At 72.3% G+C, this 24,373-nt stretch carries 29 protein-coding genes; 20 read left to right on the top strand and 9 right to left on the bottom strand.

Going from position 1 to position 24,373, the window contains the following annotated elements:
* Positions 1–11: 11 nt before the first annotated feature.
* From ybaK to HHX37_RS08895, 5 genes are all read right to left on the bottom strand, one after another.
* Entirely contained in the window at positions 12–509 is a 498-nt protein-coding gene (gene ybaK / locus HHX37_RS08875) for a Cys-tRNA(Pro) deacylase (protein WP_111697411.1), read from the bottom strand.
* 424 nt (positions 510–933) lie between these two features.
* A complete protein-coding gene (locus tag HHX37_RS08880) occupies positions 934–2,586 on the bottom strand; it encodes an HNH endonuclease signature motif containing protein (RefSeq protein ID WP_182885106.1) in 1,653 nt (550 codons plus the stop codon).
* 54 nt (positions 2,587–2,640) lie between these two features.
* Positions 2,641–2,904 (bottom strand): hypothetical protein, encoded by a 264-nt coding sequence (locus tag HHX37_RS08885; RefSeq protein ID WP_182885107.1) that lies wholly within the window; start codon positions 2,902–2,904, stop codon positions 2,641–2,643.
* A 480-nt stretch (positions 2,905–3,384) separates the two neighbouring features.
* Positions 3,385–4,071, bottom strand: a complete 687-nt coding sequence (locus HHX37_RS08890; protein WP_182885108.1) for a maltokinase N-terminal cap-like domain-containing protein — start codon at positions 4,069–4,071, stop codon at positions 3,385–3,387.
* Positions 4,072–4,175: 104 nt separating this feature from the next.
* The gene (locus HHX37_RS08895) at positions 4,176–4,940 is read right to left on the bottom strand and encodes a DeoR/GlpR family DNA-binding transcription regulator (RefSeq protein WP_182879044.1); all 765 of its coding nucleotides are present in this window, start codon (positions 4,938–4,940) and stop codon (positions 4,176–4,178) included.
* A gap of 202 nt (positions 4,941–5,142) precedes the next feature.
* Between HHX37_RS08895 and hisD the strand changes: the two genes are divergently transcribed.
* The 9 genes from hisD to hisF all read left to right on the top strand — a co-directional run bounded on the left by hisD (position 5,143) and on the right by hisF (position 11,572).
* The gene (gene hisD, locus HHX37_RS08900; RefSeq protein ID WP_182885109.1) at positions 5,143–6,450 is read left to right on the top strand and encodes a histidinol dehydrogenase; all 1,308 of its coding nucleotides are present in this window, start codon (positions 5,143–5,145) and stop codon (positions 6,448–6,450) included.
* Positions 6,447–7,523 carry a histidinol-phosphate transaminase gene (locus HHX37_RS08905; RefSeq protein ID WP_182885110.1) on the top strand — a complete coding sequence of 359 codons (1,077 nt, stop codon included), beginning with the start codon at positions 6,447–6,449 and terminating at the stop codon, positions 7,521–7,523. Before hisD ends, HHX37_RS08905 begins: the two co-directional genes overlap by 4 nt.
* Entirely contained in the window at positions 7,520–8,125 is a 606-nt protein-coding gene (gene hisB, locus HHX37_RS08910; protein WP_182877122.1) for an imidazoleglycerol-phosphate dehydratase HisB, read from the top strand. Before HHX37_RS08905 ends, hisB begins: the two co-directional genes overlap by 4 nt.
* Positions 8,125–8,277: a hypothetical protein gene (locus HHX37_RS08915; RefSeq protein ID WP_165900426.1), complete on the top strand. Its 153-nt coding sequence runs from the start codon at positions 8,125–8,127 to the stop codon at positions 8,275–8,277. Before hisB ends, HHX37_RS08915 begins: the two co-directional genes overlap by 1 nt.
* Entirely contained in the window at positions 8,274–8,906 is a 633-nt protein-coding gene (hisH, locus tag HHX37_RS08920; protein ID WP_182877123.1) for an imidazole glycerol phosphate synthase subunit HisH, read from the top strand. Before HHX37_RS08915 ends, hisH begins: the two co-directional genes overlap by 4 nt.
* Before the next feature lie 314 nt (positions 8,907–9,220).
* A complete protein-coding gene (locus HHX37_RS08925) occupies positions 9,221–9,583 on the top strand; it encodes a hypothetical protein (protein ID WP_111697419.1) in 363 nt (120 codons plus the stop codon).
* Between the two features lie 4 nt (positions 9,584–9,587).
* A complete protein-coding gene (gene priA, locus HHX37_RS08930; RefSeq protein ID WP_111697420.1) occupies positions 9,588–10,313 on the top strand; it encodes a bifunctional 1-(5-phosphoribosyl)-5-((5-phosphoribosylamino)methylideneamino)imidazole-4-carboxamide isomerase/phosphoribosylanthranilate isomerase PriA in 726 nt (241 codons plus the stop codon).
* The gene (locus HHX37_RS08935; protein ID WP_259406332.1) at positions 10,310–10,798 is read left to right on the top strand and encodes a RidA family protein; all 489 of its coding nucleotides are present in this window, start codon (positions 10,310–10,312) and stop codon (positions 10,796–10,798) included. The genes priA and HHX37_RS08935 overlap by 4 nt, the downstream gene beginning before the upstream one ends.
* A 3-nt stretch (positions 10,799–10,801) precedes the next feature.
* Complete coding sequence (gene hisF, locus HHX37_RS08940) at positions 10,802–11,572, top strand: imidazole glycerol phosphate synthase subunit HisF (RefSeq protein WP_182879040.1); 771 nt, start codon at positions 10,802–10,804, stop codon at positions 11,570–11,572.
* A 66-nt stretch (positions 11,573–11,638) separates the two neighbouring features.
* Here the strand turns inward: hisF and HHX37_RS08945 are convergent, their stop codons facing one another.
* The 4 genes from HHX37_RS08945 to HHX37_RS08960 form a co-directional block, all read right to left on the bottom strand.
* Positions 11,639–11,896 (bottom strand): hypothetical protein, encoded by a 258-nt coding sequence (locus tag HHX37_RS08945; protein ID WP_182877124.1) that lies wholly within the window; start codon positions 11,894–11,896, stop codon positions 11,639–11,641.
* Positions 11,897–12,636: 740 nt separating this feature from the next.
* The gene (locus HHX37_RS08950; RefSeq protein ID WP_165900427.1) at positions 12,637–12,804 is read right to left on the bottom strand and encodes a hypothetical protein; all 168 of its coding nucleotides are present in this window, start codon (positions 12,802–12,804) and stop codon (positions 12,637–12,639) included.
* Between the two features lie 135 nt (positions 12,805–12,939).
* Positions 12,940–13,104, bottom strand: a complete 165-nt coding sequence (locus HHX37_RS08955) for a hypothetical protein (RefSeq protein WP_167521588.1) — start codon at positions 13,102–13,104, stop codon at positions 12,940–12,942.
* Positions 13,105–13,195: 91 nt separating this feature from the next.
* Positions 13,196–13,831 (bottom strand): TIGR03085 family metal-binding protein, encoded by a 636-nt coding sequence (locus tag HHX37_RS08960; RefSeq protein ID WP_182885111.1) that lies wholly within the window; start codon positions 13,829–13,831, stop codon positions 13,196–13,198.
* 257 nt (positions 13,832–14,088) lie between these two features.
* Between HHX37_RS08960 and HHX37_RS08965 the strand changes: the two genes are divergently transcribed.
* From HHX37_RS08965 to HHX37_RS09015, 11 genes are all read left to right on the top strand, one after another.
* Positions 14,089–15,867: an ABC transporter ATP-binding protein gene (locus tag HHX37_RS08965; RefSeq protein WP_182879458.1), complete on the top strand. Its 1,779-nt coding sequence runs from the start codon at positions 14,089–14,091 to the stop codon at positions 15,865–15,867.
* 73 nt (positions 15,868–15,940) lie between these two features.
* A complete protein-coding gene (locus HHX37_RS08970) occupies positions 15,941–17,773 on the top strand; it encodes an ABC transporter ATP-binding protein (protein WP_182885112.1) in 1,833 nt (610 codons plus the stop codon).
* 59 nt (positions 17,774–17,832) lie between these two features.
* Entirely contained in the window at positions 17,833–18,183 is a 351-nt protein-coding gene (gene hisI / locus HHX37_RS08975) for a phosphoribosyl-AMP cyclohydrolase (protein ID WP_111697426.1), read from the top strand.
* Positions 18,180–18,833 carry a TIGR02234 family membrane protein gene (locus tag HHX37_RS08980; RefSeq protein ID WP_182885113.1) on the top strand — a complete coding sequence of 218 codons (654 nt, stop codon included), beginning with the start codon at positions 18,180–18,182 and terminating at the stop codon, positions 18,831–18,833. The genes hisI and HHX37_RS08980 overlap by 4 nt, the downstream gene beginning before the upstream one ends.
* A gap of 150 nt (positions 18,834–18,983) precedes the next feature.
* Complete coding sequence (locus HHX37_RS08985) at positions 18,984–19,382, top strand: DUF4190 domain-containing protein (protein ID WP_182877128.1); 399 nt, start codon at positions 18,984–18,986, stop codon at positions 19,380–19,382.
* Between the two features lie 63 nt (positions 19,383–19,445).
* Positions 19,446–20,111 (top strand): RDD family protein, encoded by a 666-nt coding sequence (locus tag HHX37_RS08990; protein ID WP_117410533.1) that lies wholly within the window; start codon positions 19,446–19,448, stop codon positions 20,109–20,111.
* Positions 20,112–20,127: 16 nt separating this feature from the next.
* A complete protein-coding gene (locus HHX37_RS08995; RefSeq protein WP_117410534.1) occupies positions 20,128–20,553 on the top strand; it encodes a DUF2752 domain-containing protein in 426 nt (141 codons plus the stop codon).
* 157 nt (positions 20,554–20,710) lie between these two features.
* Complete coding sequence (trpC, locus tag HHX37_RS09000) at positions 20,711–21,535, top strand: indole-3-glycerol phosphate synthase TrpC (RefSeq protein WP_117410535.1); 825 nt, start codon at positions 20,711–20,713, stop codon at positions 21,533–21,535.
* Between the two features lie 65 nt (positions 21,536–21,600).
* Positions 21,601–22,806 (top strand): tryptophan synthase subunit beta, encoded by a 1,206-nt coding sequence (trpB, locus tag HHX37_RS09005; RefSeq protein ID WP_220498593.1) that lies wholly within the window; start codon positions 21,601–21,603, stop codon positions 22,804–22,806.
* Positions 22,807–22,828: 22 nt separating this feature from the next.
* Entirely contained in the window at positions 22,829–23,623 is a 795-nt protein-coding gene (gene trpA, locus HHX37_RS09010; RefSeq protein WP_182877131.1) for a tryptophan synthase subunit alpha, read from the top strand.
* 140 nt (positions 23,624–23,763) lie between these two features.
* Complete coding sequence (locus HHX37_RS09015; RefSeq protein ID WP_182879035.1) at positions 23,764–24,333, top strand: DoxX family protein; 570 nt, start codon at positions 23,764–23,766, stop codon at positions 24,331–24,333.
* Positions 24,334–24,373: the final 40 nt, after the last annotated feature.

The following is a 24,373-nucleotide window of genomic DNA, read 5'->3' on the forward strand; positions in this document are numbered from 1 at the left end:
AGTCGACAGGTTCACACCCTGGCGATGGGGGCGGTCACCGCCTGCGCGAGCCGGACGAGGTTCTCCGGCGCGGTCTCGATCTGCAGGCCACGCCGCCCCGCGGAGAAGTAGACGGTCTCGAAGCCGAGCGCCGACTCGTCCACCACGGTGGGCAGCCGCTTGCGCTGGCCGAGCGGGCTGATGCCCCCGACGACGTAGCCGGTGATCCGCTCGACCTTGGCCGCGTCGGCCATGGCCGCCCGCTTGCCCTTGAGCGCCGCCGCGAACGCCTTGAGGTCGAGCTTGCCCGCCACCGGCACGACCGCGACCGCCAGACCCGCCTCGGTCTCCGCCACCAGCGTCTTGAAGATCCGCTCGTACGGCACTCCGAGCGCGTCGGCCGCCTCCTCGCCGTACGCCTGCGCGTTCGGGTCGTGGTCGTAGGGGTGGAGGGTGAACTCCGCCTTCGCCTGCGTGAGAGCGACCGTCGCCGGAGTGCTCTGGCCGCCCTTGCTCTTGGTCTTGCTCACGACCGCAAGCCTAACGGCGTCGCTCCCGCCGTCTCCGCCGTCCCTGTCGTCCCTCGCTCCTGCTGTTCCTCGCTCCTGCTGTTCCTCGCTCCTGCTGTCCCTCGTCCCCGCGGTCGCTCGTCCCCGCGGTCCCTCGTCCCCGCGGTCGCTCGTCCCCGCGGTCCCTCGTCCCCGCGGTCGCTCGTCCCGACTGCCGGCCGCTCCGTCTGTGCCGATCCCGTCTATGTGGATCCCGTCTGTGCCGACCCCGCGCGCCGTGCCTGCCCGTGCCCCGTCTGCCTGTGCCCGGTCTGCCCGTGCCCCTCTGGCCGTGCTCCGCCTGCCCATCCCCGGCTGTCCGTGCCGAACTTGCCCCGCGCCGGTATTCCCTGGCGCCGGTCGGGGCCAGGGCATGGGTTGGCCAGGGTCGGCAGTACCAGCGGGCTCACTCACGTTGCCGGAAGGAGGCGAAGCGGCCAAGGTAGGTGAAGCCCCAGCGGTCTTCGCCGACCTTCCGCCGCAGGTAGCGGCCGGGACGGCGGTAACGGTCACGATTGTGGAACTGGCAGGCCGGTCCCAGCAGCTTCAGGTCGGTCAGCCCTCCGCTGCTCCAGTTGTCGGCGTGGTCGATCTCGCACATCGTGGCGGGCAGCGGGCAGCCGTCGACCCAGCAGGTCGCGTACCGGGCGAAGACCGCCCGGCGCTGTGCGGTCGTGGCAAGGCGAACCTTCCGCCCCATGTCGAGCACCTGCCCGTCGGCGTCCATGACGATCCGGACCAGGGTGCTGGTGCGGGCCAGACGGTGCACGCTGGAAACGGGCAGCATCTGCCCGGTCGCCAGCAACAACCCGGGCGCGGTTCCGAGCAGCGCCCACGCCAGAGCCGTCGGTGTGCCGGGCCCTCCCTCCGGTTCGTTCGGTGGTCCCTCCGGTTCACCTGGTATCTCGCCAGGTCCGCCTGGTGTTTCTCCCGGCTCGCCTGGTGTCTCTCCTACGCTGTGGGACGCTCCGGGAGCTTCTTTCGACTGCTCCGGCTCCGGCTCCGGCTCCGGCTTCGGCCCTGGCACAGCTCCTGGCGGCGTCCCCGCGACTGCTTCGTCTGCGTGCCGCGTGTTGCCGTGCTCATCTCCATGCTCATCTCCGCGCCCACCAGACGGCCCACCAGAGGGCCCACGAGGGCAGGGGCGGCAGGCGTCATGGCCGTGGTCGGATTGGGAGCTGTCACCCGAAACCTGGTCAGCAAGATCGTCGTCGGCTGTAGCGGTGCTGTCCGGGCCTCTGTGCCGGGAGCGGTCAGGTTCGGCTTTCTTCGCGGGGATTGGCTCCTCGCCGGGAACGGGGCCGTCGTGGGGGACCGGCTCTTCGGCGGAAACAGAGCCCTCGGCGGGAACAGGGCCCTCGGCGGGCACGGGGCCCTCGGTGGGCACGGGGCCATCGGTGGGAAGGGATTCGGCTCTGACCATCACGAGCAGTTCGGCGGCGACCTTCTGCCCGAGGAGCGCGATGAACGCGTCCGCGTTGCGTACCCGTCGCGGCCGGTCATCGCCCTCGGCTCTGGGCTTGCCGTATGTCTGCAGCAACGCCATCAGGCGCGCGGCCGCCTCGCGAGGAAGATAGAACTGTCCTTCCACTCCGCCGTTCTTGGTCGGACGTACCGTCATGAAACGCCGCTGGTAGTCGGCTTGCTCGTCCTGTTCTTCCCCGTCGGGATCCAGCACCGCCCGCAGGTACCGTCCTGCCTTGGATACCTCTGCGGCGGTTGCCTTTTTGGCCAGCTCCACCAGAATCGGCTCAGCCAGCGCGGCATCCTCGTCCGACAGCCCGGCCGTCGCGGCGCAGACGGCCTCCGCCACCCCGGCCGCCATCTCGCCTGTGGCGAACTGCCGCGCCACATCCGGCAGACGGGTCAGCTCTTCGCTGAGAGTCAGCAAACGACTCGCTCCGGGCGTGCTCATTCCGCCGACGGTGCGCAACCAGGTGCGCGTCGAGGCGTGCCCATGTTGCTTGGCCTCTCCCGTCCGATGTACGCGGCCGACACGCTCGGCCAGCGCACTTGTGATCCGGTCGCGGGCGAACAGCAGGTCCTCGGCTTCGGCCATGCAAATCTCCGCCGCATCCGGCGCCGGCATCAACGCCAACGCCTGCGCCGTCTCTCACAACGATGCCACCAGCGCCCAGGACGACCGTCCCCGGCCGCTGGCACGACCACCGGCGTCGGCATCCGCCGAAGCCCTGGTGCCATCAGATCCAGCGCCACCGAATTCACCGTCGCTGGGTCCGTTGTCCCCGGGCGCGTTGCTGGTGTATCCGTGGTCAGCGCCAGGAACGGCCGTCCCGCCGCTGGTCGCGTCGTGTTCGGCATCATCGCATTTATTCGAACGATGCAGGTCGCCAGGATCAAAGCCGAACAGGCCCATGGCACCTCCTCATCTTCTTATTCGAAACCCTGTATGAATTCTCCCATGCCTCCTGCTGTCGAGAACAGCCTCGACCATTGGATTGTTGGAGTTACAGGTCGCCGTCGATGAAATTGATTTCCAGTGATATTTTCCAAATCCGTCCATTTCTGTGCCGTGCCGTGACCGCGCCTGCGGCGGCATACCAGAGAGGGCGAGACGCACGATGCCGGCTGCGCGGGTGGGATGGGCAGGGCCGCGGCGGCGTAGGCGGCGTATAGGGGTGGGCAGGCCTCGGTGCCGTCCGTCCGGGCGCGGCAGGCGCAGGGCAGGGTGCGGCAAGGGCGCGGCAGAGGCGGTGTGGTCGGGGCGCGGGCCGCGGCAGAGTGCTGTCAGAGCGCCGTGCCAGGTCGCTGCGGCAGAGTGCTGTCACAGCGCCGCGCCGGGTCGCCGCGTCTGAGCGCTGTTAAGGCGCCATGCCTGGGCGCCGTATCTGCGCTGTCAGGGCGCCGCGTCCGGGACGACGGCGAACACTGCCCGGGTCTCGGTGCCATCCGGGAGGCGCCAGCCCGCCGTCACGTGTCCCTGAGCCCCCGTCGCGTCCTCTTCGCCGGGCCGCAGCACGCGGTTCACCCGGATCACCAGCCGTCCGTCCTGGTCCCGCTGCGGGTCTTCCCCCGAGCCGGCCCGTACGACGATGTCGGTGCATCGCGGACCGTCGGTCGCGGTCGTCGACGTGATCGGGCCGTTGATCGCCGGTCCCGTGAAGCCGCTGACGACGGAGGGGTCGGGGGTGTCGCTCACGCTCTGGGCCTGCGGCTCGGCCTCGCCCAGGAGGAGCGCCAGCAGTTGTGCGACGAGGACCGGGTCATGGGCACCGTCGTAGACCCACCGAGACCCCAGCACCCCGTGCTCCGTCGTACCGATGAGGGCGTGGTCCGCTCCGTCGAGCGGCGCCCCCCGGTAGCTGAGCGGCACGAGATAGGAGACCGGCTCGTCACCGGACTCGTCGGTGACGACCATGAACTCGATGCCGACCTCACCCTGCGGATCGTCCAGCCGGAAGCCGCCGGCCCTGGCGAGTTCCGGACGGCGCTCCCCGCCTTCGTACCAGGACCGGGCGGGAAGCCACGCGGTGAGGAGCTCCAGCTTGCCGGGTGTCAGCGTGGTCTTGTGGATGACAGCCATAGCTCGAAGCCCTCCGTCGCGATCTCGCCACCATGCCGTCCCCCGCCGCCGGTGCCGCGAGCCGGTGGTGGCCAGGATCTCACAGGCGCCGGTGACGCGAGAGCTCAGGGGTGGATCACCTCCGTACCCGCCCTGGCCAGGGCGGATGCGAGGGCGGGCGGGGGCTCCGCGTCGGTGACGAGACCGGACGGGCCGTCCAGGCCGCACACCCGGTAGGCGGCGACCCTGCCGTGCTTCTCCGTGTCGGCGAGCACGTAGGTCCGCGCGGTGCGGGCGAGGATCACGCGCTTGGTCGCGACCTCGTCCAGGAAGTAGTCGGTGAGCCCGGCCTGCGCGTCCACCCCGCCCGAGCCGAGGAAGGCGACGTCGGCGCGCAGGTCCTCGAAGAACTCCAGTGTCCGGGCGTTGGAGACGGCCAGGTCGCCCTGCCGGACGCGCCCGCCGGCCACGAGCACCTCGACGCCGGGACGGCCGGCGAGCTCGGCCGCCACCAGCAGCGAGCAGGTGGCGACCACCCCGCGGAAGGACGGGGGGACGGCCCGTGCGACGTGGACCGCCGTGGTCCCCACGTCGATGATCACCGTCTGTCTCGGCCGCAGCAGCCCCGCCGCGAGCCCGCCGATCACGGCCTTCGCCTCGGACTGGCTCGTCGAGCGCTCCAGGTAGGACAGCTCCTCGCCGGTGCCCGACGCCGCCGAGGTCGCCCCGCCGTGCACGCGGACCAACAGCGCGCGGCGCTCCAGGACCGCCAGGTCGCGCCGTACGGTCTCGTGGGACACGCCGAGCAGCGCGGCCAGGTCCTCGGTGCGTACGGTCCCCTTCCGCCCGAGGCTTTCGATGATCCGCTGGTGGCGCTGGGCGGGAAGCACGAGACCCTCTTTCGACCGACCGAACATGACCGATGTCGCCCGAGAGTGTGGATCGGCGCCCGAAAACCTGTCAACCGCCGGGCCCGAACGCGGGTGAGCGGCACGACGCCCCAGCTCGGAAGGGGTGCGGGTGGCGATGAAACGCCCGTCCCGAATGCTGGACACACGCGGATGCGCCCCTGGTCGTCCGTAGACTGGGACGGTGATTTCCCGTATCGACCTGCGCGGGTCCCTGCCCGGCGATCTGCGCGACGTGCTGCCGCGAGCCGAACTCGACGTCGAGGCCGCCCTGGAGAAGGTGCGGCCCATCTGCGAGGAGGTCCGCCATCGCGGCGCGGCGGCCGTACGGGAGCTGACCGCGCGGTTCGACGGCGTCGAGATCGAGTCCGCCCGGGTGCCCGCCGAGGCGATCACCCGCGCGCTCGCGGAGCTGGACCCGGCCGTGCGCGCCGCGCTGGAGGAGTCGATCCGCCGCGCCCGCCTGGTCCACCGCGACCAGCGGCGCACCGACACGACCACGCAGGTCGTGCCGGGCGGCACGGTCACCGAGCGCTGGGTGCCGGTCGACCGCGTGGGGTTGTACGTCCCCGGCGGCCGGGCCGTCTATCCGTCCAGCGTGGTCATGAACGTCGTCCCGGCCCAGGAGGCCGGGGTCGCCTCGCTCGCCGTGGCCTCGCCCGCGCAGAAGGAGTTCGGCGGGCTGCCGCACCCCACGATCCTCGCCGCCTGCGCGCTGCTCGGCGTCGACGAGGTGTACGCGGTGGGCGGCGCCCAGGCCGTGGCGATGTTCGCCTACGGCACCGAGGAGTGCCGCCCGGCCACGATGGTGACCGGCCCGGGCAACATCTGGGTGGCGGCGGCCAAGCGCCTGCTCAAGGGCCGCATAGGCATCGACTCCGAGGCCGGCCCGACCGAGATCGCGATCCTCGCCGACGAGACCGCCGACCCCGCGCACGTCGCCGCCGACCTGATCAGTCAGGCCGAGCACGACGTGATCGCGGCGGCCGTCCTGGTCACCACCAGCCCCGAGCTGGCCGACGCGGTGGAGAAGGAGCTGCCCGGCCAGGTCGCCGCGACCCGCCACTCCGAGCGCATCACCGAGGCGCTGGCCGGCCGCCAGTCGGGCATCGTGCTCGTCTCGGACCTCGAGGACGGCCTGAAGGTCGTGGACGCCTACGCCGCCGAGCACCTGGAGATCCAGACCGCCGACGCCGCCGCGGTCGCCGCCCGCGTGCGCAACGCCGGCGCGATCTTCATCGGGCCGTACGCGCCGGTGTCGCTCGGCGACTACATGGCCGGGTCCAACCACGTGCTGCCGACCGGCGGCTGCGCCTGCCACTCCTCGGGACTGTCGGTGCAGACGTTCCTGCGCGGCATCCACGTCGTCGACTACAGCCGCGAGGCGCTGGCCGGGGCCGCGCCGTACGTGTGCGCGCTCGCCGACGCCGAGGACCTGCCCGCCCACGGCGCCGCCGTCCGCGCCCGCTTCGACTGGGAAGTGCCCGCATGACGACCCTCGACGACCTGCCGATCCGCGACGACCTGCGCGGCAAGCACCCGTACGGCGCGCCGCAGCTCGACGTGCCGGTCCAGCTCAACACCAACGAGAACCCCTACCCGCCGTCCGCCGCGCTGATCGACGATCTCGCCTGGGCCGTGCGGCAGGGCGCGGCCACGCTCAACCGCTACCCCGACAGGGACGCCGTCGAGCTGCGCAAGGATCTCGCCGACTACCTCGGCCACGGGCTGACCGCACGCCAGATGTGGGCGGCCAACGGGTCCAACGAGATCATCCAGCAGATCCTCCAGGCGTTCGGCGGCCCCGGGCGCGCGGCCATCGGGTTCGAGCCGTCCTACTCGATGCACCCGATCATCGCGGGCGGCACGAACACCCGCTGGATCGAGGGCCTGCGCGAGGAGGACTTCGCGCTCGACCCCGCCGCCGCCGTGGCCGCGATCGAGGAGCACCGCCCGGACGTGGTGTTCCTGACCTCGCCGAACAACCCCACCGGCACGTCCCTGCCGCTTGAGGTGATCGAGCGGGTGCTCGCCGCCGCGCCCGGCATGGTCGTCGTGGACGAGGCGTACGCCGAGTTCGCCCGCACCGGCACGCCGTCGGCGCTGACGCTGCTGCCCGGCAACCCCCGGCTGATCGTGACGCGGACCATGTCCAAGGCGTTCGCGATGGCCGGCACCCGGCTCGGCTACCTCGCCGCCGACCCGGCGGTGGTCGACGCCCTGCTGCTGGTCCGCCTGCCGTACCACCTGTCGACGCTGACCCAGGCGGCGGCCCGGGTGGCGCTCGCGCACCGCGAGGAGCTGCTGAGCACGGTGGACGCGCTGCGCGCCGAGCGGGACGCCGCGGTGGACTGGCTGCGGGGTCGCGGCCTGACGGTCGCCGACTCGGACGCCAACTTCGTGTTGTTCGGCAGGTTTCCCGATCGGCGGTCCGTCTGGGAGGGACTGCTGGAGCGCGGGGTGCTGATCCGGGAGACCGGGCCCGCGGGCTGGCTACGCGTGTCGGTCGGCACGCCGGAAGAGATGGCGGCGTTCCGCGCCGCGCTGGAAGGGGTCCTCGCATGACCGAGATCGACACGCGCCGCGGCCGGGTCGAGCGTACGACGAAGGAGACGTCGGTGCTGGTCGAGGTGGACCTCGACGGCACCGGGATCGTCGACGTGGCGACCGGCGTCGGGTTCTACGACCACATGCTCGCCCAGCTGGGCAAGCACGGCCTGTTCGACCTCACCGTGAAGACCGAGGGCGACCTGCACATCGACGCGCACCACACGATCGAGGACACCTCGATCGCGCTCGGCGCGGCCTTCCGCGAGGCACTGGGCGACAAGTCGGGCATCCGGCGGTTCGGCAGCGCCTCCTGCCCGCTGGACGAGGCGCTCGCGCAGGTCACCGTCGACCTGTCCGGCCGGCCGTACCTCGTCCACACCGAGCCCGAGAGCATGGCCCCGATGATCGGGCCCGACTACGACACGACCATGACCCGGCACATCCTGGAGTCGTTCGTCGCGCAGGCGGCGGTCTGCCTCCACGTGCACGTGCCGTACGGGCGCAACGCGCACCACATCGTGGAGGCGCAGTTCAAGGCGCTCGCGCGGGCGCTGCGGGAGGCGTCGGAGCGGGACCCGAGGGCGACCGGGGTGCCCAGCACCAAGGGCGTGCTCTGATGACCTTCGCGTCCGGTGGCATGATCTTCATCGCGCTCTTCCTGATCGGCGGGGTCGTCTCCGGCATCCGGCAGGGGATCAAGCTGCTGGCGGCGATCGCCGGCGTCGGCGCGGCCCTAGCACTGACCGCGGGAGTGATGTGGTGGCAATGAGCAGGCGTGTGGTGGTGCTCGACTACGGGTCGGGCAACCTCCGGTCCGCGGAGCGGGCGCTCGCCCGGGTGGGCGCAGACGTGACGGTCACCGCCGACTTCGACGCGGCCCTGGAGGCGGACGGGCTCGTCGTCCCCGGCGTCGGGGCGTTCGCCGCCTGCATGGAGGGGCTGAAGAGCGTGCGCGGCGACCAGATCGTGGGGCGCCGCCTGTCCGGTGGCCGGCCGGTGCTCGGCATCTGCGTCGGCATGCAGATCCTGTTCGGCAAGGGCGTCGAGCACGGCGTCCACACGGAGGGCTGCGGCGAGTGGCCGGGTACGGTCGAGCGGCTCGACGCGCCCGTGCTGCCCCACATGGGCTGGAACACCGTGACCGCCCCGGAGGGCAGCGCGCTGTTCCAGGGGCTGGACGAGGCGACCCGCTTCTACTTCGTGCACTCCTACGGGGTGCGGAAGTGGCTGCTCCAGACGGGCGACGGCTTCCGCGAACCGCTGGTCACCTGGGCCGAGCACGGCGTGCCGTTCGTGGCCGCTGTCGAGAACGGGCCGCTCATGGCGACCCAGTTCCACCCGGAGAAGTCCGGGGACGCGGGCGCCCGGCTGCTGTCCAACTGGCTCAACACGCTGTGAGCGTGCGCGGCCCGCGGAATCCCGGCACGGCGGTGCGACACTGGGGAGCGGCGGCGCGCGACACGGAGAAGAACACGGCGAGGAACACGGCAAGGGACACGCCCAGGGACACGCCCAGGGACACGGACGGGAACACGGCCAGGGACGCGGGCAGAAACATGGGCTCCGACCTGGAAACGGACCTGGAAACGGACATGGGCGCGGCCGGGCCCGGCTATAACCGTGACCAGAGCCCTGACCGCGGCTGTGACCAAGCCTGACCAGAGCGTGAACCAGGACCAGGGCGTGACCGGAAGACCTGAGCGGGAGGCTCGATGAGCAAGGAGCGGGCCCGCCGGAGGGCGGAGCGCGAGGCCGAGCGCGAGCGCCTCGCGGCGGCCCGCGCCGAACGCGAGGCGAGGGCCGCCAGGCGGCGCGAGCTGCGTGACAGGCTCGTCGGGCCCATCCGGACCGCGGTGCTCCCGCGGCCCGCCCGACCGGTGCGGGTCGCCCGGCAGCGGGGGTATCTCGCCCGCCGCCGCCGCACGGAGAACGGGGTCGCGGTCACGCTGTGGTTCCTCGTCCAGGCGCTCGCCTGGATCCTGTTCGAGTCGTGGATGGCCCGGCTGGGCGTCTTCCTCGGCTCGATCCTGCTGCTCCCGGTGCTCGTCACCATCGTTTTCGACCGGAGGTCATGACCAAATGTCGCTCGTATTGCTCCCAGCCGTCGACGTCGCCGACGGCCAGGCCGTACGCCTCGTGCAGGGTGAGGCGGGGACGGAGACCTCGTACGGGGACCCGCTCGCCGCCGCCCTCGCCTGGCAGGAGGCCGGCGCGGAGTGGATCCACCTGGTCGACCTCGACGCGGCGTTCGGGCGGGGAAGCAACCGCGAGCTGCTGGCCTCCGTCGTGGGCAGGCTCGACGTGCAGGTCGAGCTGTCCGGCGGGATCCGCGACGACGCCACGCTGGAGGCCGCGCTGGCCACCGGCTGCCGCCGGGTCAACATCGGCACCGCCGCGCTGGAGGACCCGGCGTGGTGCGCCAAGGCGATCGCCGAGTACGGCGACCGCATCGCGGTGGGGCTCGACGTGCGCGGCACCACGCTGGCCGCCCGCGGCTGGACGAAGGAGGGCGGCGACCTGTGGGAGGTCCTCGACCGGCTGGAGTCCGAGGGCTGCCCCCGCTACGTCGTCACCGACGTGACCAAGGACGGCACGCTGCGCGGTCCCAACCTCGACCTGCTGCGCCAGGTGTGCGCGCGGACCGACCGCCCGGTCGTCGCCAGCGGCGGCGTGTCGTCGCTCGACGACCTGCGGGCCATCGCGACGCTCGTGCCGGAGGGCGTCGAGGGCGCGATCGTGGGCAAGGCGCTGTACGCCCAGGCGTTCACGCTGCAGGAGGCGCTCGCGGCGGTGACGGCCGGATGAGCACCCCGACTCCCGCACAGACTCCCGCGCAGACGCCTGCACAGGCACCGGCGTCGGCACCGACGCAGACGCCCTCGGCGCAGATGCCCGAGGGCCGGATCTCCTCCGGCGGTCCCTGGGAGGACCGGTACGGCTACGCCCGCGCGGTCGTCGCCGGGCCGCACGTGCTCGTATCCGGCTGCACCGCCACCGTCGGCGGGGAGGTGCAGCACGTGGGCGACGCCTACCGGCAGACGCTCACCGCCTTCTCGATCGCGCTGGACGCCGTCGAGAAGGCCGGCACGACGCGGGCCGACGTTGTGCGCACCCGCATGTTCGTCGTGAACGCCGACGACTTCGACGCCGTGGGCAAGGCGCACGGGGAGATCTTCGGCGACGTGCGGCCCGCCTGCACGAGCGTGCAGATCGCCGGCCTCGTCGACCGGCGCATGCTGGTCGAGGTCGAGGTCGAGGCGTACCGGGCGGCAAGCGGCGGCGGGGGCTGAGCGATGACGGTAGCGGTGCGCATCATCCCCTGCCTGGACGTCGACGCCGGACGGGTCGTGAAGGGGGTCAACTTCGAGAACCTCAGGGACGCCGGCGACCCGGTCGAACTGGCCGCGCGGTACGACGCCGAGGGCGCCGACGAGCTGACCTTCCTCGACATCACGGCGTCCTCCGGTGAGCGGGAGACCATGCTCGACGTGGTTCGCCGTACGGCCGAGCAGGTCTTCATCCCGCTGACCGTCGGCGGCGGCATGCGGTCGGCCGACGACGTCGACCGGCTGCTGCGCGCGGGCGCCGACAAGGTCAGCGTCAACACCGCCGCGATCGCCCGGCCCGAACTGCTGACGGAGACCTCCCGCCGGTTCGGGTCCCAGTGCATCGTGCTGTCGGTGGACGCGCGCCGGGTGGTCGACGGCCCGCCCACGCCCTCGGGGTTCGAGGTGACCACCCACGGCGGGCGCCGGGGGACCGGCATGGACGCGGTCGAGTGGGCCAGGCGCGGTGAGGAGCTGGGGGTCGGGGAGATCCTGCTGAACTCGATGGACGGCGACGGCACCAAGACGGGCTACGACCTGGAGCTGCTGCGGGCCGTACGGGCCGCGGTGGGCATCCCCCTGATCGCCTCCGGCGGCGCCGGGCGGCTGGAGGACTTCCCGCCCGCGGTGGACGCCGGAGCGGACGCCGTGCTGGCCGCCTCGGTCTTCCACTTCGGCCAGCTCAAGATCCACGAGGTCAAGGACACGTTGCGGGCGGCCGGTCACCCGGTCCGCTGAACGTGCCGGCAGGCCGGGCCCTCACCGCCCGGCCTGCCCCGCACGTCCCCGATGATCATGCACCGGTCAGTCGTCGTCGATCTCCACGATGGCCGTGGGGAAGGCCGCGGGACCGGTGCCGAGCGAGGACGACGCCTGCGACTGGTACTGCCACTGCGCCTGGTAGGGGCCGTCACAGCCCTGCCCGGACACCTGGTGGTGGTAGGCGGAACCGGTGTGGCCGACAGGGACGACCGTGTCGGCGAACGCTCTGGGCGCCGGTTGCACGGCCGACAGACCGATGGCGGCGAGGACCGCGAGACCGAGCGGGCTCGGGAATCGCATGGCGGGCATACTGCCTCCTGTCCTGCTGGCTCGTCCTGCTGAGCTCCTCTTGCTGAACTGGCGCGGGTACGGCGATCCGATCGGCATCTCCAATGGTCACCGGGCGCGCTATGGCCGTCCAGGCATTCAGCAGCAAACAGGGCAATATGCGGACGAAACAGGCATAAGGGATTTAGTGCCCTTTTCCCGCCTTGGTGGTGAAAGATCGTGATTTGCCGAGGCGAGGCGCGGACGTGGCCGGGTCGTAACGGTCCTGGCCGTTCCGGTCGCTCGCGCCGTGCCCGCGGCCGCCGTACGGCGGCTTCTGCGGAGACCGGTGTGAGAGCGGCCTGTAGGGGTAAAGGTAGGGGACCGGTGGCCGGACCCCACTCGACGAACGCCGGAGGAGCCGCGAGAAGGGCCGCATCAGTGATCGCGGAGGGTGGCGTGTCCGACGCGGAGGGTGGCGCACCGAAGGGATGGACTGGAGGGACGGGTCGAACGAGCAGGGCGCGGAGACGGGTGAGGAGAGGCCGGCGGAGCGAGGGCGGTTGCCCTGCCGGCCCTGTGTGAGCCCTGTGTCGGCCCTGTGTCGGCCCCTGTGCTAGCCCTGCGTCGGCCCTTTGGTCGCCCTGGCGTCGGCCCTGTCGGGAGAGTGTGGCCGTGCCGGAACGGGTTCCTTCACGGCCCTTGAGGGATCTCGCGGCGGGGACGCCGCGACGGTCGGCTCAGGACCGGGTCAGGACGAGGTCAGAGCGGGGTCAGGACCGGGGTAGGACCGAGGTGAAGAAGGTGGCGAGCCGGCTGGCCCCGGTGTTGACCGTGTCGAACACGCCGCGGACGGCGCCCGCCGCCGCGTGCGGCTGGTTGTAGAGGTAGAAAACTACGAACGCGATGGCCGCGTACGTAAGAACCTTCTTCAACTTCATCGGGGGGGCCTCCTGCTGTCGGTTTCCCGGACGTTTGTACCCGGCGGCAGGAATGATCATAACTAGCCGCGAGGACACGAGCCCGTTCCGCTCTCATCGTGAGACGGAGGCGGGCCCGCCTCCGGGCCCCGGCGGTCAGCCCGACACGAGCGAGGTGAAGAAGGCCGAAAGCCGCTCCGCACCCGTCGTGATCCCCCCGAACAGGTTCCTGACCGCGGCGGCGGCGTTCGCGGGCTGGGTGAACAAGTAGAAGATCACAAACGCGACGGCCACATAGGTCAGGACCTTTTTGAGGTTCATCGGGGCTCCCAAACACTCATGTCTGGATCACATGCTGCCCCATATCAAGATGTTTACGTGGGAATTCCGGGCAGTTCCCACCATGCCCTGATCACAGGCCGAATCTCGCCTGCCGCAGCCGGGCGACCGCCTGGTCGTCCCCCTGGTAGGTCACCCGGGCGTGCTCCTGCCGGCCGAAGGCGAACAGCAGCAGCTCGGCCGGCTCGCCGGTGACCACGACGGCGGGCTCGGCCATGCGTCCCGCGGTCCTCGCCCCGTCCGTACGCCGGAGCACGACGCCCACGGGCGCCCTGCGCATGAAGAAGCGGGCGCCGCCCCGCAGCCGCCGCCAGAACGCCTCCTGGAGGTCCTCGGGGAGCTCACGGGGCTCCCATCCGGGCTGCGCCCGGCGTACGTCCTCGTGGTGGACGAACAGCTCGACGGTGTTGACGATCTCGTCCAGCCGGGACACCAGGCCGTACGGCGTCCAGCGCGGCGGGCCGCTCCGCACGAGCCCGACCAGCTCGGGGTAGGAGTGACGCCGCGTGAGGCGCTCCTGCACGGCGGCGGTGTAGCCCGCCAGGAGCGGCAGCGCGATGCCGGGGGCCGCGTCGAGGCGGCGCTCGCGGAGGACGAGATGGGCCGTCAGGTCCTCGGTGGCCCAGCCCTCGCACAGCGTGGGCGCGCCGGGGCCGAGGTCGTCGAGCAGGTCGCAGAGCGCCGCGCGCTCCGTCTGGGCGTGAGTCACGTGATCAGCCTACGGCCGGCGCCCGGCCCGCCCCGAAGCGGAGCACCCGGAATAAACCGCTTGATCAGGATGATAGGGAGTAACTAGGACCAATGGCTTGGGCGGGTCTGGGGCCTGGGACCGATCCGGCGGTCCGCCCGCATGGGTATCGTCCCCGTCCGGGGCGCTCGCAGGGAGCGGCCCGGACGATCCCCGATCGGAAGGAAGCACACCGCGTGCCGACGAAGGAGTCTCCCGCGCGGCCCGGCAGCTCGATCATGCTCCAGGGTCTCAAGGTCCTCGGCGTGGCGATCAGGACGGAGCCGCGGATCTTCATCGGCGCGGTCCTCGCCAGCGCCCTCTACGGAGGGATGACCGTCGCGTCGTCCTGGGCGCTCGGCTGGGCGACCGACAACGCCGTGCTGCCGGCGTTCCGGGACCACGAGGCCGCCACCGGAGGGCTCGTCGCCGCGGCGGCGCTGATCGTGGGCGTCGCGGTGCTCAAGGCCGCGGGCATCATGGGCCGCCGCATCCTGGCCGGCATCCACCAGTACCGCATGCAGGCCCACTCCCGCCGCGCGGTCACCCGCCAGTACCTGCGGCTGCCGCTCGCGTGGCACCATCGCCACCCGACCGGGCAGCTGCTGTCCAACGCGAACTCCGACGTCGAGGCGGCCTGGGCGCCGCTCGCGCCGCTGCCGATGGCGGTGGGCGTGGTCGTGATGCTCGTCACGGCCGCCGTGGCGATCGTGCTGGTCGACCCCGTCCTCGCCGTCGTCGGCTTCCTGATCTTCCCCGCCGTGGCCGTGCTCAACCTCGTCTACCAGCGCAGGCTGTCGCCGCTGGCCATGCGGGCCCAGGCGCTGCGGGCCGAGGTGAGCGAGGTCGCACACGAGAGCTTCGACGGCGCGCTCGTCGTCAAGACCCTCGGCCGGGAGGACGCCGAGACCGTCCGGTTCCAGGCGAAGGCCGACGCGCTGCGCGACGCCAACATCGCCGTCGGCCGGGTCCGGGGCCTGTTCGACCCGCTGCTGGAGGCGCTGCCCACGCTCGGCGTGCTGGCCGTGCTGCTCGTCGGCGCGCTGCGCCTGGAGTCGGGCGGCGTCGCGGCCGGCGACCTCATCCAGGTGGCCTACCTGTTCACGCTCCTGTCGTTCCCCATCCGGGCGCTCGGCTGGGTGCTGGCCGAGCTGCCGCGCAGCGTCGTCGGCTGGACGCGGATCAGGGAGGTCCTCGACGCGACCGGCTCCATGGAGCACGGCACTGCCCGCCTGGACGCCCCAGGCCCGGCCCGGCTGGCCGCGGAGGGCGTCGGCTTCGCGTACGTCCCCGGGAGCCCGGTGCTGAAGGACGTGACCTTCACGGTCACGCCGGGCCGCACGACCGCGATCGTCGGCCCGACCGGCGCCGGGAAGTCGACCCTCACCCAGTTGCTCGCGCGGCTCGTCGACCCCGGCGAGGGCGTCGTACGGGTCGACGGGGTCGACCTGCGCGACGCGGCCAGGGGGGAGGTCAGCCGGTCGGTGGCGCTCGTCCCGCAGCAGACGTTCCTGTTCGACGACACCGTGCGCGGCAACGTCACCCTCGGCGAGGCCGTCCCGGACGAGCGGGTCTGGGCCGCGCTGCGCCTCGCGCAGGCCGACGGCTTCGTCAGCGGGCTGCCGTCGGGCCTCGACACCCGGATCGGCGAGCGCGGCGCGACGCTGTCCGGCGGGCAGCGGCAGCGCCTCGCGCTGGCCCGCGCCCTGGTGCGCGAGCCCCGGCTGCTGATCCTCGACGACGCCACCTCCAGTGTCGACCCGCAGGTCGAGAAGCGCATCCTGTACGGCCTGCGCGACGGCGCCGCCGAGGCCACGGTGATCGTGGTCGCCTACCGGATGGCCACGATCGCCCTCGCCGACGAGGTCGTCTACCTGGAGCAGGGCGTGGTCGCCGACCAGGGCGCGCACGAGGAACTGCTGGCCCGCTGCGCGGGCTACCGCGCCCTCGTCACCGCGTACGAGCGCGAGGAGGCCGAACGGGCCGCGCTCGACAGCGGCGAGGAGGTCGTGGCGTGACGAACCTTCCACGGCGCACAGTGAGGCTTTCGGTGAGGTTTTCAGTGAGGCTTTCAGCGAGGAGTGTGACCCGGTGACCGCCGTCACGGACACGGGGAAGACCGGCGGGAAGACGGGCGCGGAGACCGGGGAGGCCTCCGCGCTGCGGTCGGCGGAGCGCGGGGCGGTGGAGACGCTCAGGCAGGGCCTGCGGCTGTCGCCGGAGTTCCGCCGCGGGATCGCCGGGACCCTGGCGCTGGCCGTGCTGGCCACGCTGGGCAAGGTCGTCGTGCCGGTCGCCGTGCAGCAGGTGATCGACCGGGGCCTCGGGCAGGGCGCGCCCGACGTGCCGTTCATCCGCGACGCCGTCGCCCTGTGCGCGGTCGCGGTGGCGCTGACCGCGGTGTGCGGCTACCTGATGAACGTGCGGCTCTACCGCTCCACGGAGTCGGGCCTGGCCACCCTGCGCGGCAAGGGCTTCCGGCACGTGCACGACCTGTCGGTGCTCACACAGAACAGCGAGCGGCGCGGCGGCCTGGTCTCCCGGGTCACCGGAGACGTCGACCAGATCAGCGCCTTCATGCAGTGGGGCGGGCTGATGGTCATCGTGTCCGTCGGCCAGCTGCTGGTCGCGACCGTGCTCATGGCCGTCTACTCCTGGCAGCTCACGCTGCTGGTGTGGGCCTGCTTCCTGCCGGTGATGCTGGCCCTGCCGAGGTTCCAGCGTCTGGTGGCCAGGGCGTACACCCGGGTGCGCGAGCGGGCCGGCGACGTGCTCGCCGCCGTCAGCGAGTCGGTCGTCGGCAGCGGCGTGATCCGCGCGTACGGCTCGGAGGACCGCACCGCCGAGCGGATCGACCGGGCGGTGGACGGGATGCGCGCGGCGCAGACCCGGGCCCAGAAGATCGTCGGCTTCACGTTCCCGACCACCGAGCTGGTCGCCTCGGCCGCCGTCGCGCTGGTGGTCGTCGCCGGGGTCGAGCTGGGCGTCGCCGGGTCCATCACGGCGGGCCGGCTCATCGCGTTCCTGTTCCTCATCACGCTGTTCGTCAGCCCCCTGCAGACCGCGACCGAGGTGCTGAACGAGGCGCAGAACGCGATCGCGGGCTGGCGCCGCATCCTCGGCGTGCTCGACACCCCGGCCGACGTGGCCGACCCGGAGAACGGCGCGACGCTGCCGCGCGGCCCGATCACGGTTCGCTTCGAGGGGGTCGGCTTCGCCTACCCGGGCGGGCCGCCCGTCCTGCACGAGGTGTCGGCCGAGATCGCCCCGCGCACGCGGGTGGCGGTGGTGGGGGAGACCGGCTCGGGCAAGACGACCTTCGCCAAGCTCCTCACCCGGCTCATGGACCCGACCTCCGGCAGGATCACGGTGGACGGGGTCGACCTGCGGGAGGTCGGCTTCGGCTCCCTGAGGGAGCGGATCGTCATGGTCCCGCAGGACGGCTTCCTGTTCGACTCGACCCTCGCCGGCAACATCCGGTTCGGGCGTCCCTCCGCCACCGACGAGGAGATCACGCGGGCGCTGACCGAGCTCGGCCTGGCCGACTGGCTCGACGGCCTCCCGGCCGGTCTGGACACCCCCGTCGGGCAGCGCGGCGAGTCGCTGTCGGCCGGTGAGCGGCAGCTGGTCGCGCTGGCCCGGGCCTACCTCGCCGATCCCGACCTGCTGCTGCTCGACGAGGCCACCTCCGCCGTGGACCCCGCCACCGAGGTGCGGCTCGCCCGGGCGCTCGACGGGGTGACCCGGGGCCGTACGGCGGTCTCGATCGCCCACCGCCTGTCCACCGCCGAGGCGGCCGACGAGATCCTGGTGTTCGAGCACGGCCGGATCGTCCAGCGCGGCCCCCACGCCGTGCTCGCCGCCCAGCCCGGCGTGTACGCCGACCTCTACGCGTCGTGGACCACCGCCACCACCGTGAAGTGAACCGGGCGTTGCCGGGAGCGGCGGCGGGGGCGGCGGGGCGCTGCGGCACAATTGGCCACATGGCCCTCGACCCGAAGATCGCCGACCGGCTCAAGCGCACCCCGGACGGCCTGGTGCCCGCGATCGTCCAGCAGCACGACACCGGGGAGGTGCTGATGCTCGCCTGGATGGACGACGAGGCGCTGCACCGCACGCTCACCACCGGCCGGGCGACCTACTGGTCCCGCAGCCGGGGGGAGTACTGGGTGAAGGGCGACACCTCCGGCCACGTGCAGTGGGTCAGGCACGTCGCGCTCGACTGCGACGGCGACACGGTCCTGCTGAAGGTCGACCAGGTGGGGGCAGCCTGCCACACCGGCGACCGCACCTGCTTCGACGCCGACGTCCTCGACGTGACCGGCGCGCCGTGACCGCTCCCACCCCCGTTCCCGCCGCCGCGCCCGGCCGGGCCGGCTCTCCGGCGGGGCGCTCGCTGCTCGTCTGGCTCGCCGCCTGCGCCGCCGGCGGCGGCCTCGCGCTGCTCGCCGCGGGCAGGCGATGGGTGACGCTCGGCGCCGCCGGGGGACCCGGGGGAGCGGGGCAGGACGGCCTCACGGGCGGCGACCTGGTCGCCTGGCTCTCACCCGCCGCGCTCGCCGCGCTCGCCGCAGCGGTGGCCGTACTGGCGGCCAGGGGGATCGGGCGGCGGCTGATCGGCGGCGTCGTCGCCCTGCTCGGCGCGGCGGTCGCGGCCGGAGCCTGGGACGGCACTCGCGACGCGACGGTCGCCGCCGCGGCCCGCGCGCACGCGACGGCGGCGACGGTCTCCGGGGCCGCCATCCCGGTGGAGTCGCGCGCCTGGGTCTGGCCGCTGCTCGCCGCCGCGGGGGGGCTCGTCCTGCTCGGGTCCGGGGTGGTGGCGGCGCGCGGCGCGCGCTGGCCCGGCATGTCGGGCAGGTACGAACGGGACGCCGGACACGCCCGCACGGAGCCGGGACGGGCTGCCGCGCGTGACGCCGACCGCGCCCTGTGGGACGCGCTCGACGAGGGGGAGGACCCCACCGACGATCGGGGGCGTTGAGCCTTTTCGACCGGGGTGCGAAGAGCCGGAGTTGTTGGACCGTTCCCACCTCAGATTACAAATTGTCCACAAACCCGGTTTCTGCTCTGACCGGTCGCCCGGCTGTCGATAGGCTTCGCGGCGACTTCGTTGATCGCTACAGGAGACCGGATGAGCCACGGGTACCTGCCGGGTGACTCGGGCGGCTACGGCCACCCGCCCGGCGCGGGCGGCGTGCCGCCGGTCTCCGGCTATGGCCACGGGTACGGCTATCCGCCACCGCCCCCTCCGTACGGGTACCACCAACCCCATGGTCCCCGTACGAACGGCATGGCCGTCGCGTCGCTCGTTCTCGGCGTTCTCGGCCTGCTCTTCTGCGGGATCCCCGGGATCGCCGGCGTCATCTGTGGTCACATCGCGTTGCACCAGACGAGGCGGACGGGCGAACAGGGGCGGGGCCTTGCGATCGCCGGGCTGATCCTGTCCTACGCCGGCGCCTCCGTCTGGCTCCTGTACGCGATCGGGCTGGGTCTGCTGGCGGCGCTGAGCGTCACGAGCATCGCCGGTTAGCCCCCACCCCGGGTCTCCCTCCCCTTCGCTCTCCTTCTTCTCCCACTTTCGCTGGAGCATCACATGTCCTACGGCAACGACCCGTACAACCAGGGTGGTTACCCCCCTCAGCAGCCTCCCCAGCAGCCCGGCCCGCAGGGTGGGTACCCGTCCCAGGGCGGCTACCCCCCGCCGCCGCAGGGCTCCTACCCCGCGCCCCCGCAGGGCGGCCAGTACGGCGGCGGCCAGTACGGCGCCGGCGCGTACGGCCAGCCCTCCGGCGGCTACGGCGGCCCCGAGCTCGCCCACTGGGGCCTGCGCGTCGGTGCGTACCTGATCGACGCCCTGATCGTCGGCATCCCGTCCGGCATCCTCTACACCATCGGCGGCTCCATGACCGCCAGCTCCCTCGAGGTGGACCCGAACACGGGGCAGCTCACCTCGACGGGCGGCAGCGGGATCGGCATGATCATCTACCTCCTGGGCTTCGCCGTCGCGATCGGCCTCGGCCTGTGGCTGAAGTACCAGGAGGGCACCACCGGTCAGACGGTGGGCAAGAAGGTCGTCGGCATCAAGACGGTCAAGGAGCAGACGGGCGAGTACATCGGCTTCGGCATGGCCTTCGTCCGCTACCTCTGCCACATCATCGACGGCCTGCCCTGCTACATCGGCTTCCTCTGGCCGCTGTGGGACGCCAAGCGGCAGACCTTCGCCGACAAGATCGTCGGCACCGTGGTCGTGCGCGCCTGAGCGATAGGCTGAGCACGTGGACGTGACCGGACGGCGCGCGTGGGACCGGATTCGGTCGCTGCGCGCGCCGTCCGGCGCCGCGGCCGGTCTCGCCGCGGCGGTGGCGTACCTGGCGGTGGTCGACCCGCACGAGCCGGGTCACTACCCCGTCTGTCCCTTCTACTACCTCACCGGCCTGTACTGTCCGGGCTGCGGCGCCCTGCGCGCCGTGCACGATCTCGCGCACGCCGACCTCGCCGGGGCGGCGCGCATGAACCTTCTCTTTGTCGTTTGCGTTCCTGTCGTGATCGCGGCATGGGCCAGGTGGACGTTACGATCATGGCAGGGGCGGCCCGTGGGCCCGGGTGCCGCACGCCCCGTCTACCTGTGGGGACTGATCGTCGTCGCGGCCGTCTTCTGGGTAGTGCGTAATACGCCTTTCGGGCATTTCCTCGCTCCGTGACGCGACCCTGTGGCCGATCGACGCGAGACGGGCCGATACCATCGCAGGGCAGGACACGCAGAGCAGCCGACGAGAGCAGCCGACCGGAGGGACCCTTGCGCGTGAGCGAGCGGACAGGTGATTCGCGCGAGCTCCGAGCCGAAGGCGAGGAGGACGCGTGAGTGTTCTTGAGGACATCATCGTGGGCGTGCGGGAGGACCTCGAGGAGCGGCAGCGCGACGTGCCGATCGAGGAGCTCAAGCGCATCGCCGCCCGCGCCCCCGAGCCCCGGGACGCCTACGCCGCGCTCGGCGGCGACCGGGTCTCCGTGATCGCCGAAGTGAAGAGGTCGAGCCCGTCCAAGGGCGCGCTCGCCGCCATCGCCGACCCCGCCGCGCTCGCCGCCGACTACGAGGAGGGCGGCGCGCACGTCATCAGCGTGCTGACCGAGCGGCGCAGGTTCGGCGGCACGCTCGCCGACCTCGCGGCGGTGCGGGCCGCGGTCGACGTGCCCGTCCTGCGCAAGGACTTCATCGTCACCTCCTACCAGCTGTGGGAGGCCAGGGCGCACGGCGCCGACCTCGCCCTGCTGATCGTGGCGGCCCTCGACCAGCAGGCGCTCGTCTCGCTGATCGAGCGGGCCGAGTCGATCGGGCTCTGCCCGCTCGTCGAGGTGCACACCGAGGAGGAGCTGACCCGCGCGGTGGACGCCGGCGCGAAGGTCGTCGGCGTCAACGCCCGCGACCTGAAGACGCTGCAGGTGGACCGCGAGGTGTTCGCCAGGCTCGCGCCCAAGGTGCCGGACGGCATCATCAAGATCGCGGAGTCGGGGGTGCGCGGGCCGCACGACCTGCTCGCGTACGCGCGGGCGGGGGCCGACGCGGTGCTGGTGGGCGAGAGCCTGGTCACCGGCAGGGACCCCAAGGCCGCGGTCAACGACCTGGTGACCGCGGGCGCGCACCCGGCCTCCCGGCAGGACAGCGGCTCCGAGAGGCACCCGTGAACGACAGCACCGCAGAAGGAGGCCGAGTGACCTCGACGGATGGGACCCTCATCACCCCCGCCGACCTGGCGGGGGGCGGTGTCGGCGGCAACGATCCGGACGTCCAGGGCAAGTTCGGCATATTCGGCGGCCGGTACGTGCCCGAGGCGCTCATCCCGGCCCTCGACGAGGTGGCCGCCGAGTACGAGAAGGCCAAGACCGATCTCGACTTCGTCCGCGAGTTCGACCACCTGCTGCGCACGTACGCGGGCCGTCCCACGACGCTGACCGAGGTGCCGCGCTTCGCCGGGCACGCGGGCGGCGCCCGGATCCTGCTCAAGCGCGAGGACCTCACCCACACCGGCGCCCACAAGATCAACAACGTGCTCGGCCAGGCGCTGCTGACCAAGCGGCTGGGCAAGCGGCGGGTCATCGCGGAGACCGGGGCGGGCCAGCACGGCGTCGCCACGGCCACCGCGGCGGCGCTTATGGGCCTGGAGTGCGTCATCTACATGGGCGCCGTCGACTGCGAGCGCCAGGCGCTCAACGTCGCCAGGATGAAGCTCCTCGGCGCGACGGTCGTCCCGGTCACCAACGGCAGCCAGACCCTCAAGGACGCCATCAACGAGGCGTTCCGCGACTGGGTCACCAACGTGGAGCACACCCACTACCTGTTCGGCACGGTCGCCGGGCCGCACCCGTTCCCCGAGATCGTCCGGGACTTCGCCCGGATCATCGGAGTCGAGGCGCGCCGCCAGGTGCAGGAGCTCGTGGGCCGTCTGCCCGACGCGGTCTGCGCCGCCGTCGGCGGCGGGTCGAACGCCATCGGTCTCTTCCACGCCTTCATCCCCGACGAGGGGGTCCGGCTGTACGGCTACGAGGCCGGCGGGCGGGGCGCGGAGACCGGCGAGCACGCGCTCACCCTCACCCAGGGCAGTGTCGGCGTGCTGCACGGCGCCCGCACCTACGTCCTGCAGGACGACGAGGGCCAGACGATCGAGTCGCACTCGATCTCCGCCGGTCTCGACTACCCCGGCGTGGGCCCCGAGCACGCGTGGCTGAAGGACAGCGGCCGCGCCACCTACGAGGGCGTGACCGACGAGGAGGCCATGGAGGCCTTCGCCCTGCTGGCGCGCACCGAGGGCATCATCCCGGCCATCGAGTCCTCCCACGCGCTCGCGGGCGCGCTGCGGCTCGGCCGCGAGCTCGGCCCGGACGCCGTGATCCTGGTGAACCTCTCGGGACGCGGCGACAAGGACATGGGCACCGCCATGAAGTACTTCAACCTCTGATCCAGCATCGATAGGGCATCCGATGACGACACTCCAGGCGGTGTTCGACAAGGCACGCGCCGAGGACAGGGCCGCGCTCGTCGGCTACCTGCCGGCCGGCTTCCCGACCAAGGACGGCGCGGTGAGGGCCGCGACCGCGATGGTCGAGGCCGGCTGCGACGTGATCGAGATCGGCCTGCCGTATTCCGATCCGCTGATGGACGGCCCGACGATCCAGGACGCGGTGCACCGGTCGCTGGAGAACGGGACCCGCATCGCCGACGTGCTGCGCACCGTCGAGGGCGTCGCGAAGTCCGGGGCCGCGACGCTGGTCATGACGTACTGGAACCCGATCGACCGCTACGGCGCCGAGCGCTTCGCCCGGGACCTCGCCTCGGCGGGCGGCGTGGGGACCATCACGCCGGACCTGACGCCCGAGGAGTCCGGGCCCTGGCTCGACGCGAGCCGGGAGTCCGGCCTCGGCACGGTCTTCCTCGTCGCGCCCAGCTCGCCCGACGAGCGCATCGCCCGGGTCGCCGCCTGCTGCACCGGTTTCGTGTACGCGGCCTCGCTGATGGGCGTGACCGGCGCCCGGGAGTCCGTCAGCTCGGCGGCCGAGGGACTGGTCAAGAAGACCAAGGCCCACACGGCGCTGCCGGTCTGCGTCGGTCTCGGCGTCGGGAACGGCGCCCAGGCCGCCGAGGTCGCGTCGTACGCCGACGGGGTCATCGTGGGGTCGGCCTTCATCCGGCGCCTGCTCGACGCGCCGGACGAGAAGTCCGGTCTCGTGGCGGTACGCGAACTCGCGGAGGAACTCGCCAGGGGTGTCCGGCGCTGAGCCGGATCTCCGGCTTTCTCCCCCCGGTACCGCCGCGAACAGCGGAAACGCCACCGCTTACCATGCTCTTATCCCGCACATGGTGAGGTTGGGTCCCGGTACTGTTCAGTCGGTGTTGCCTACCGGGCGAGGAGTCCCTGATGGTTCAGTTGGCATCCGGCGCTCAGGTCTCCGGCCGGTTACCGTCCGAGAGACCGGCGCACTCCTGGGTCACGACCGCTGCGCGCGTCGTGCTGGCGGCCGTACTGATCGTCGCCGGCGCGCTCAAGATCGGCGCACCCGCCCTGTCGGTGCAGGCGGTGCTCGCCTACCAGCTGCTGCCGGAATCCCTGGCGCAGGTCGTCGGGTACGGCCTGCCCGTCGTGGAGATCATCACGGGCCTGCTGCTGCTCGTCGGCCTGTTCACCCGGGTGGCGGCGGGAGCCGGCGGCGTGCTGATGGTGGCGTTCGTCATCGGCATCGGGTCCGCGTGGGCCAGAGGGCTGCGCATCGACTGCGGCTGCTTCGGGGGCGACGGCACCCTCGCCGCGGGCCAGGACCCGAACTACTTCTGGGAACTGGTGCGTGACATCGGGCTGCTCGCCTGCGCGGCGTGGATCGTCGTGAAGCCGGTGAGCCGCCTGTCGCTGGACTCGGCTCTGGGTTTCGGGGGAGCCCGGGAGCCGGTGGACGAGGACGGTCAGGACGAGGGCCGGGACGACCGCGCCTGACACGCAGGACCGCGGTCCGGCTCTGGGTCCGGCCGCGGTG

Origin of the sequence: Microbispora sp. H10885 (assembly GCF_014161415.1) — a bacterium.
GTDB classification, from domain to species: domain Bacteria; phylum Actinomycetota; class Actinomycetes; order Streptosporangiales; family Streptosporangiaceae; genus Microbispora; species Microbispora triticiradicis.

What these genes read in the sequence shown, in the direction of transcription:
- HHX37_RS08880 (WP_182885106.1), bottom strand. Translation starts at nt 2,586, where the DNA reads ATGGCCGAAGCCGAGGACCTGCTGTTCGCCCGCGACCGGATCACAAGT.
- HHX37_RS08885 (WP_182885107.1), bottom strand. Translation starts at nt 2,904, where the DNA reads ATGGGCCTGTTCGGCTTTGATCCTGGCGACCTGCATCGTTCGAATAAA.
- HHX37_RS08890 (WP_182885108.1), bottom strand. Translation starts at nt 4,071, where the DNA reads ATGGCTGTCATCCACAAGACCACGCTGACACCCGGCAAGCTGGAGCTC.
- HHX37_RS08905 (WP_182885110.1), top strand. Translation starts at nt 6,447, where the DNA reads ATGACGACCCTCGACGACCTGCCGATCCGCGACGACCTGCGCGGCAAG.
- hisB (WP_182877122.1), top strand. Translation starts at nt 7,520, where the DNA reads ATGACCGAGATCGACACGCGCCGCGGCCGGGTCGAGCGTACGACGAAG.
- HHX37_RS08915 (WP_165900426.1), top strand. Translation starts at nt 8,125, where the DNA reads ATGACCTTCGCGTCCGGTGGCATGATCTTCATCGCGCTCTTCCTGATC.
- hisH (WP_182877123.1), top strand. Translation starts at nt 8,274, where the DNA reads ATGAGCAGGCGTGTGGTGGTGCTCGACTACGGGTCGGGCAACCTCCGG.
- HHX37_RS08925 (WP_111697419.1), top strand. Translation starts at nt 9,221, where the DNA reads ATGAGCAAGGAGCGGGCCCGCCGGAGGGCGGAGCGCGAGGCCGAGCGC.
- priA (WP_111697420.1), top strand. Translation starts at nt 9,588, where the DNA reads ATGTCGCTCGTATTGCTCCCAGCCGTCGACGTCGCCGACGGCCAGGCC.
- HHX37_RS08935 (WP_259406332.1), top strand. Translation starts at nt 10,310, where the DNA reads ATGAGCACCCCGACTCCCGCACAGACTCCCGCGCAGACGCCTGCACAG.
- hisF (WP_182879040.1), top strand. Translation starts at nt 10,802, where the DNA reads ATGACGGTAGCGGTGCGCATCATCCCCTGCCTGGACGTCGACGCCGGA.
- HHX37_RS08945 (WP_182877124.1), bottom strand. Translation starts at nt 11,896, where the DNA reads ATGCGATTCCCGAGCCCGCTCGGTCTCGCGGTCCTCGCCGCCATCGGT.
- HHX37_RS08950 (WP_165900427.1), bottom strand. Translation starts at nt 12,804, where the DNA reads ATGAAGTTGAAGAAGGTTCTTACGTACGCGGCCATCGCGTTCGTAGTT.
- HHX37_RS08955 (WP_167521588.1), bottom strand. Translation starts at nt 13,104, where the DNA reads ATGAACCTCAAAAAGGTCCTGACCTATGTGGCCGTCGCGTTTGTGATC.
- HHX37_RS08965 (WP_182879458.1), top strand. Translation starts at nt 14,089, where the DNA reads ATGCTCCAGGGTCTCAAGGTCCTCGGCGTGGCGATCAGGACGGAGCCG.
- hisI (WP_111697426.1), top strand. Translation starts at nt 17,833, where the DNA reads ATGGCCCTCGACCCGAAGATCGCCGACCGGCTCAAGCGCACCCCGGAC.
- HHX37_RS08985 (WP_182877128.1), top strand. Translation starts at nt 18,984, where the DNA reads ATGAGCCACGGGTACCTGCCGGGTGACTCGGGCGGCTACGGCCACCCG.
- HHX37_RS08990 (WP_117410533.1), top strand. Translation starts at nt 19,446, where the DNA reads ATGTCCTACGGCAACGACCCGTACAACCAGGGTGGTTACCCCCCTCAG.
- trpA (WP_182877131.1), top strand. Translation starts at nt 22,829, where the DNA reads ATGACGACACTCCAGGCGGTGTTCGACAAGGCACGCGCCGAGGACAGG.
- HHX37_RS09015 (WP_182879035.1), top strand. Translation starts at nt 23,764, where the DNA reads ATGGTTCAGTTGGCATCCGGCGCTCAGGTCTCCGGCCGGTTACCGTCC.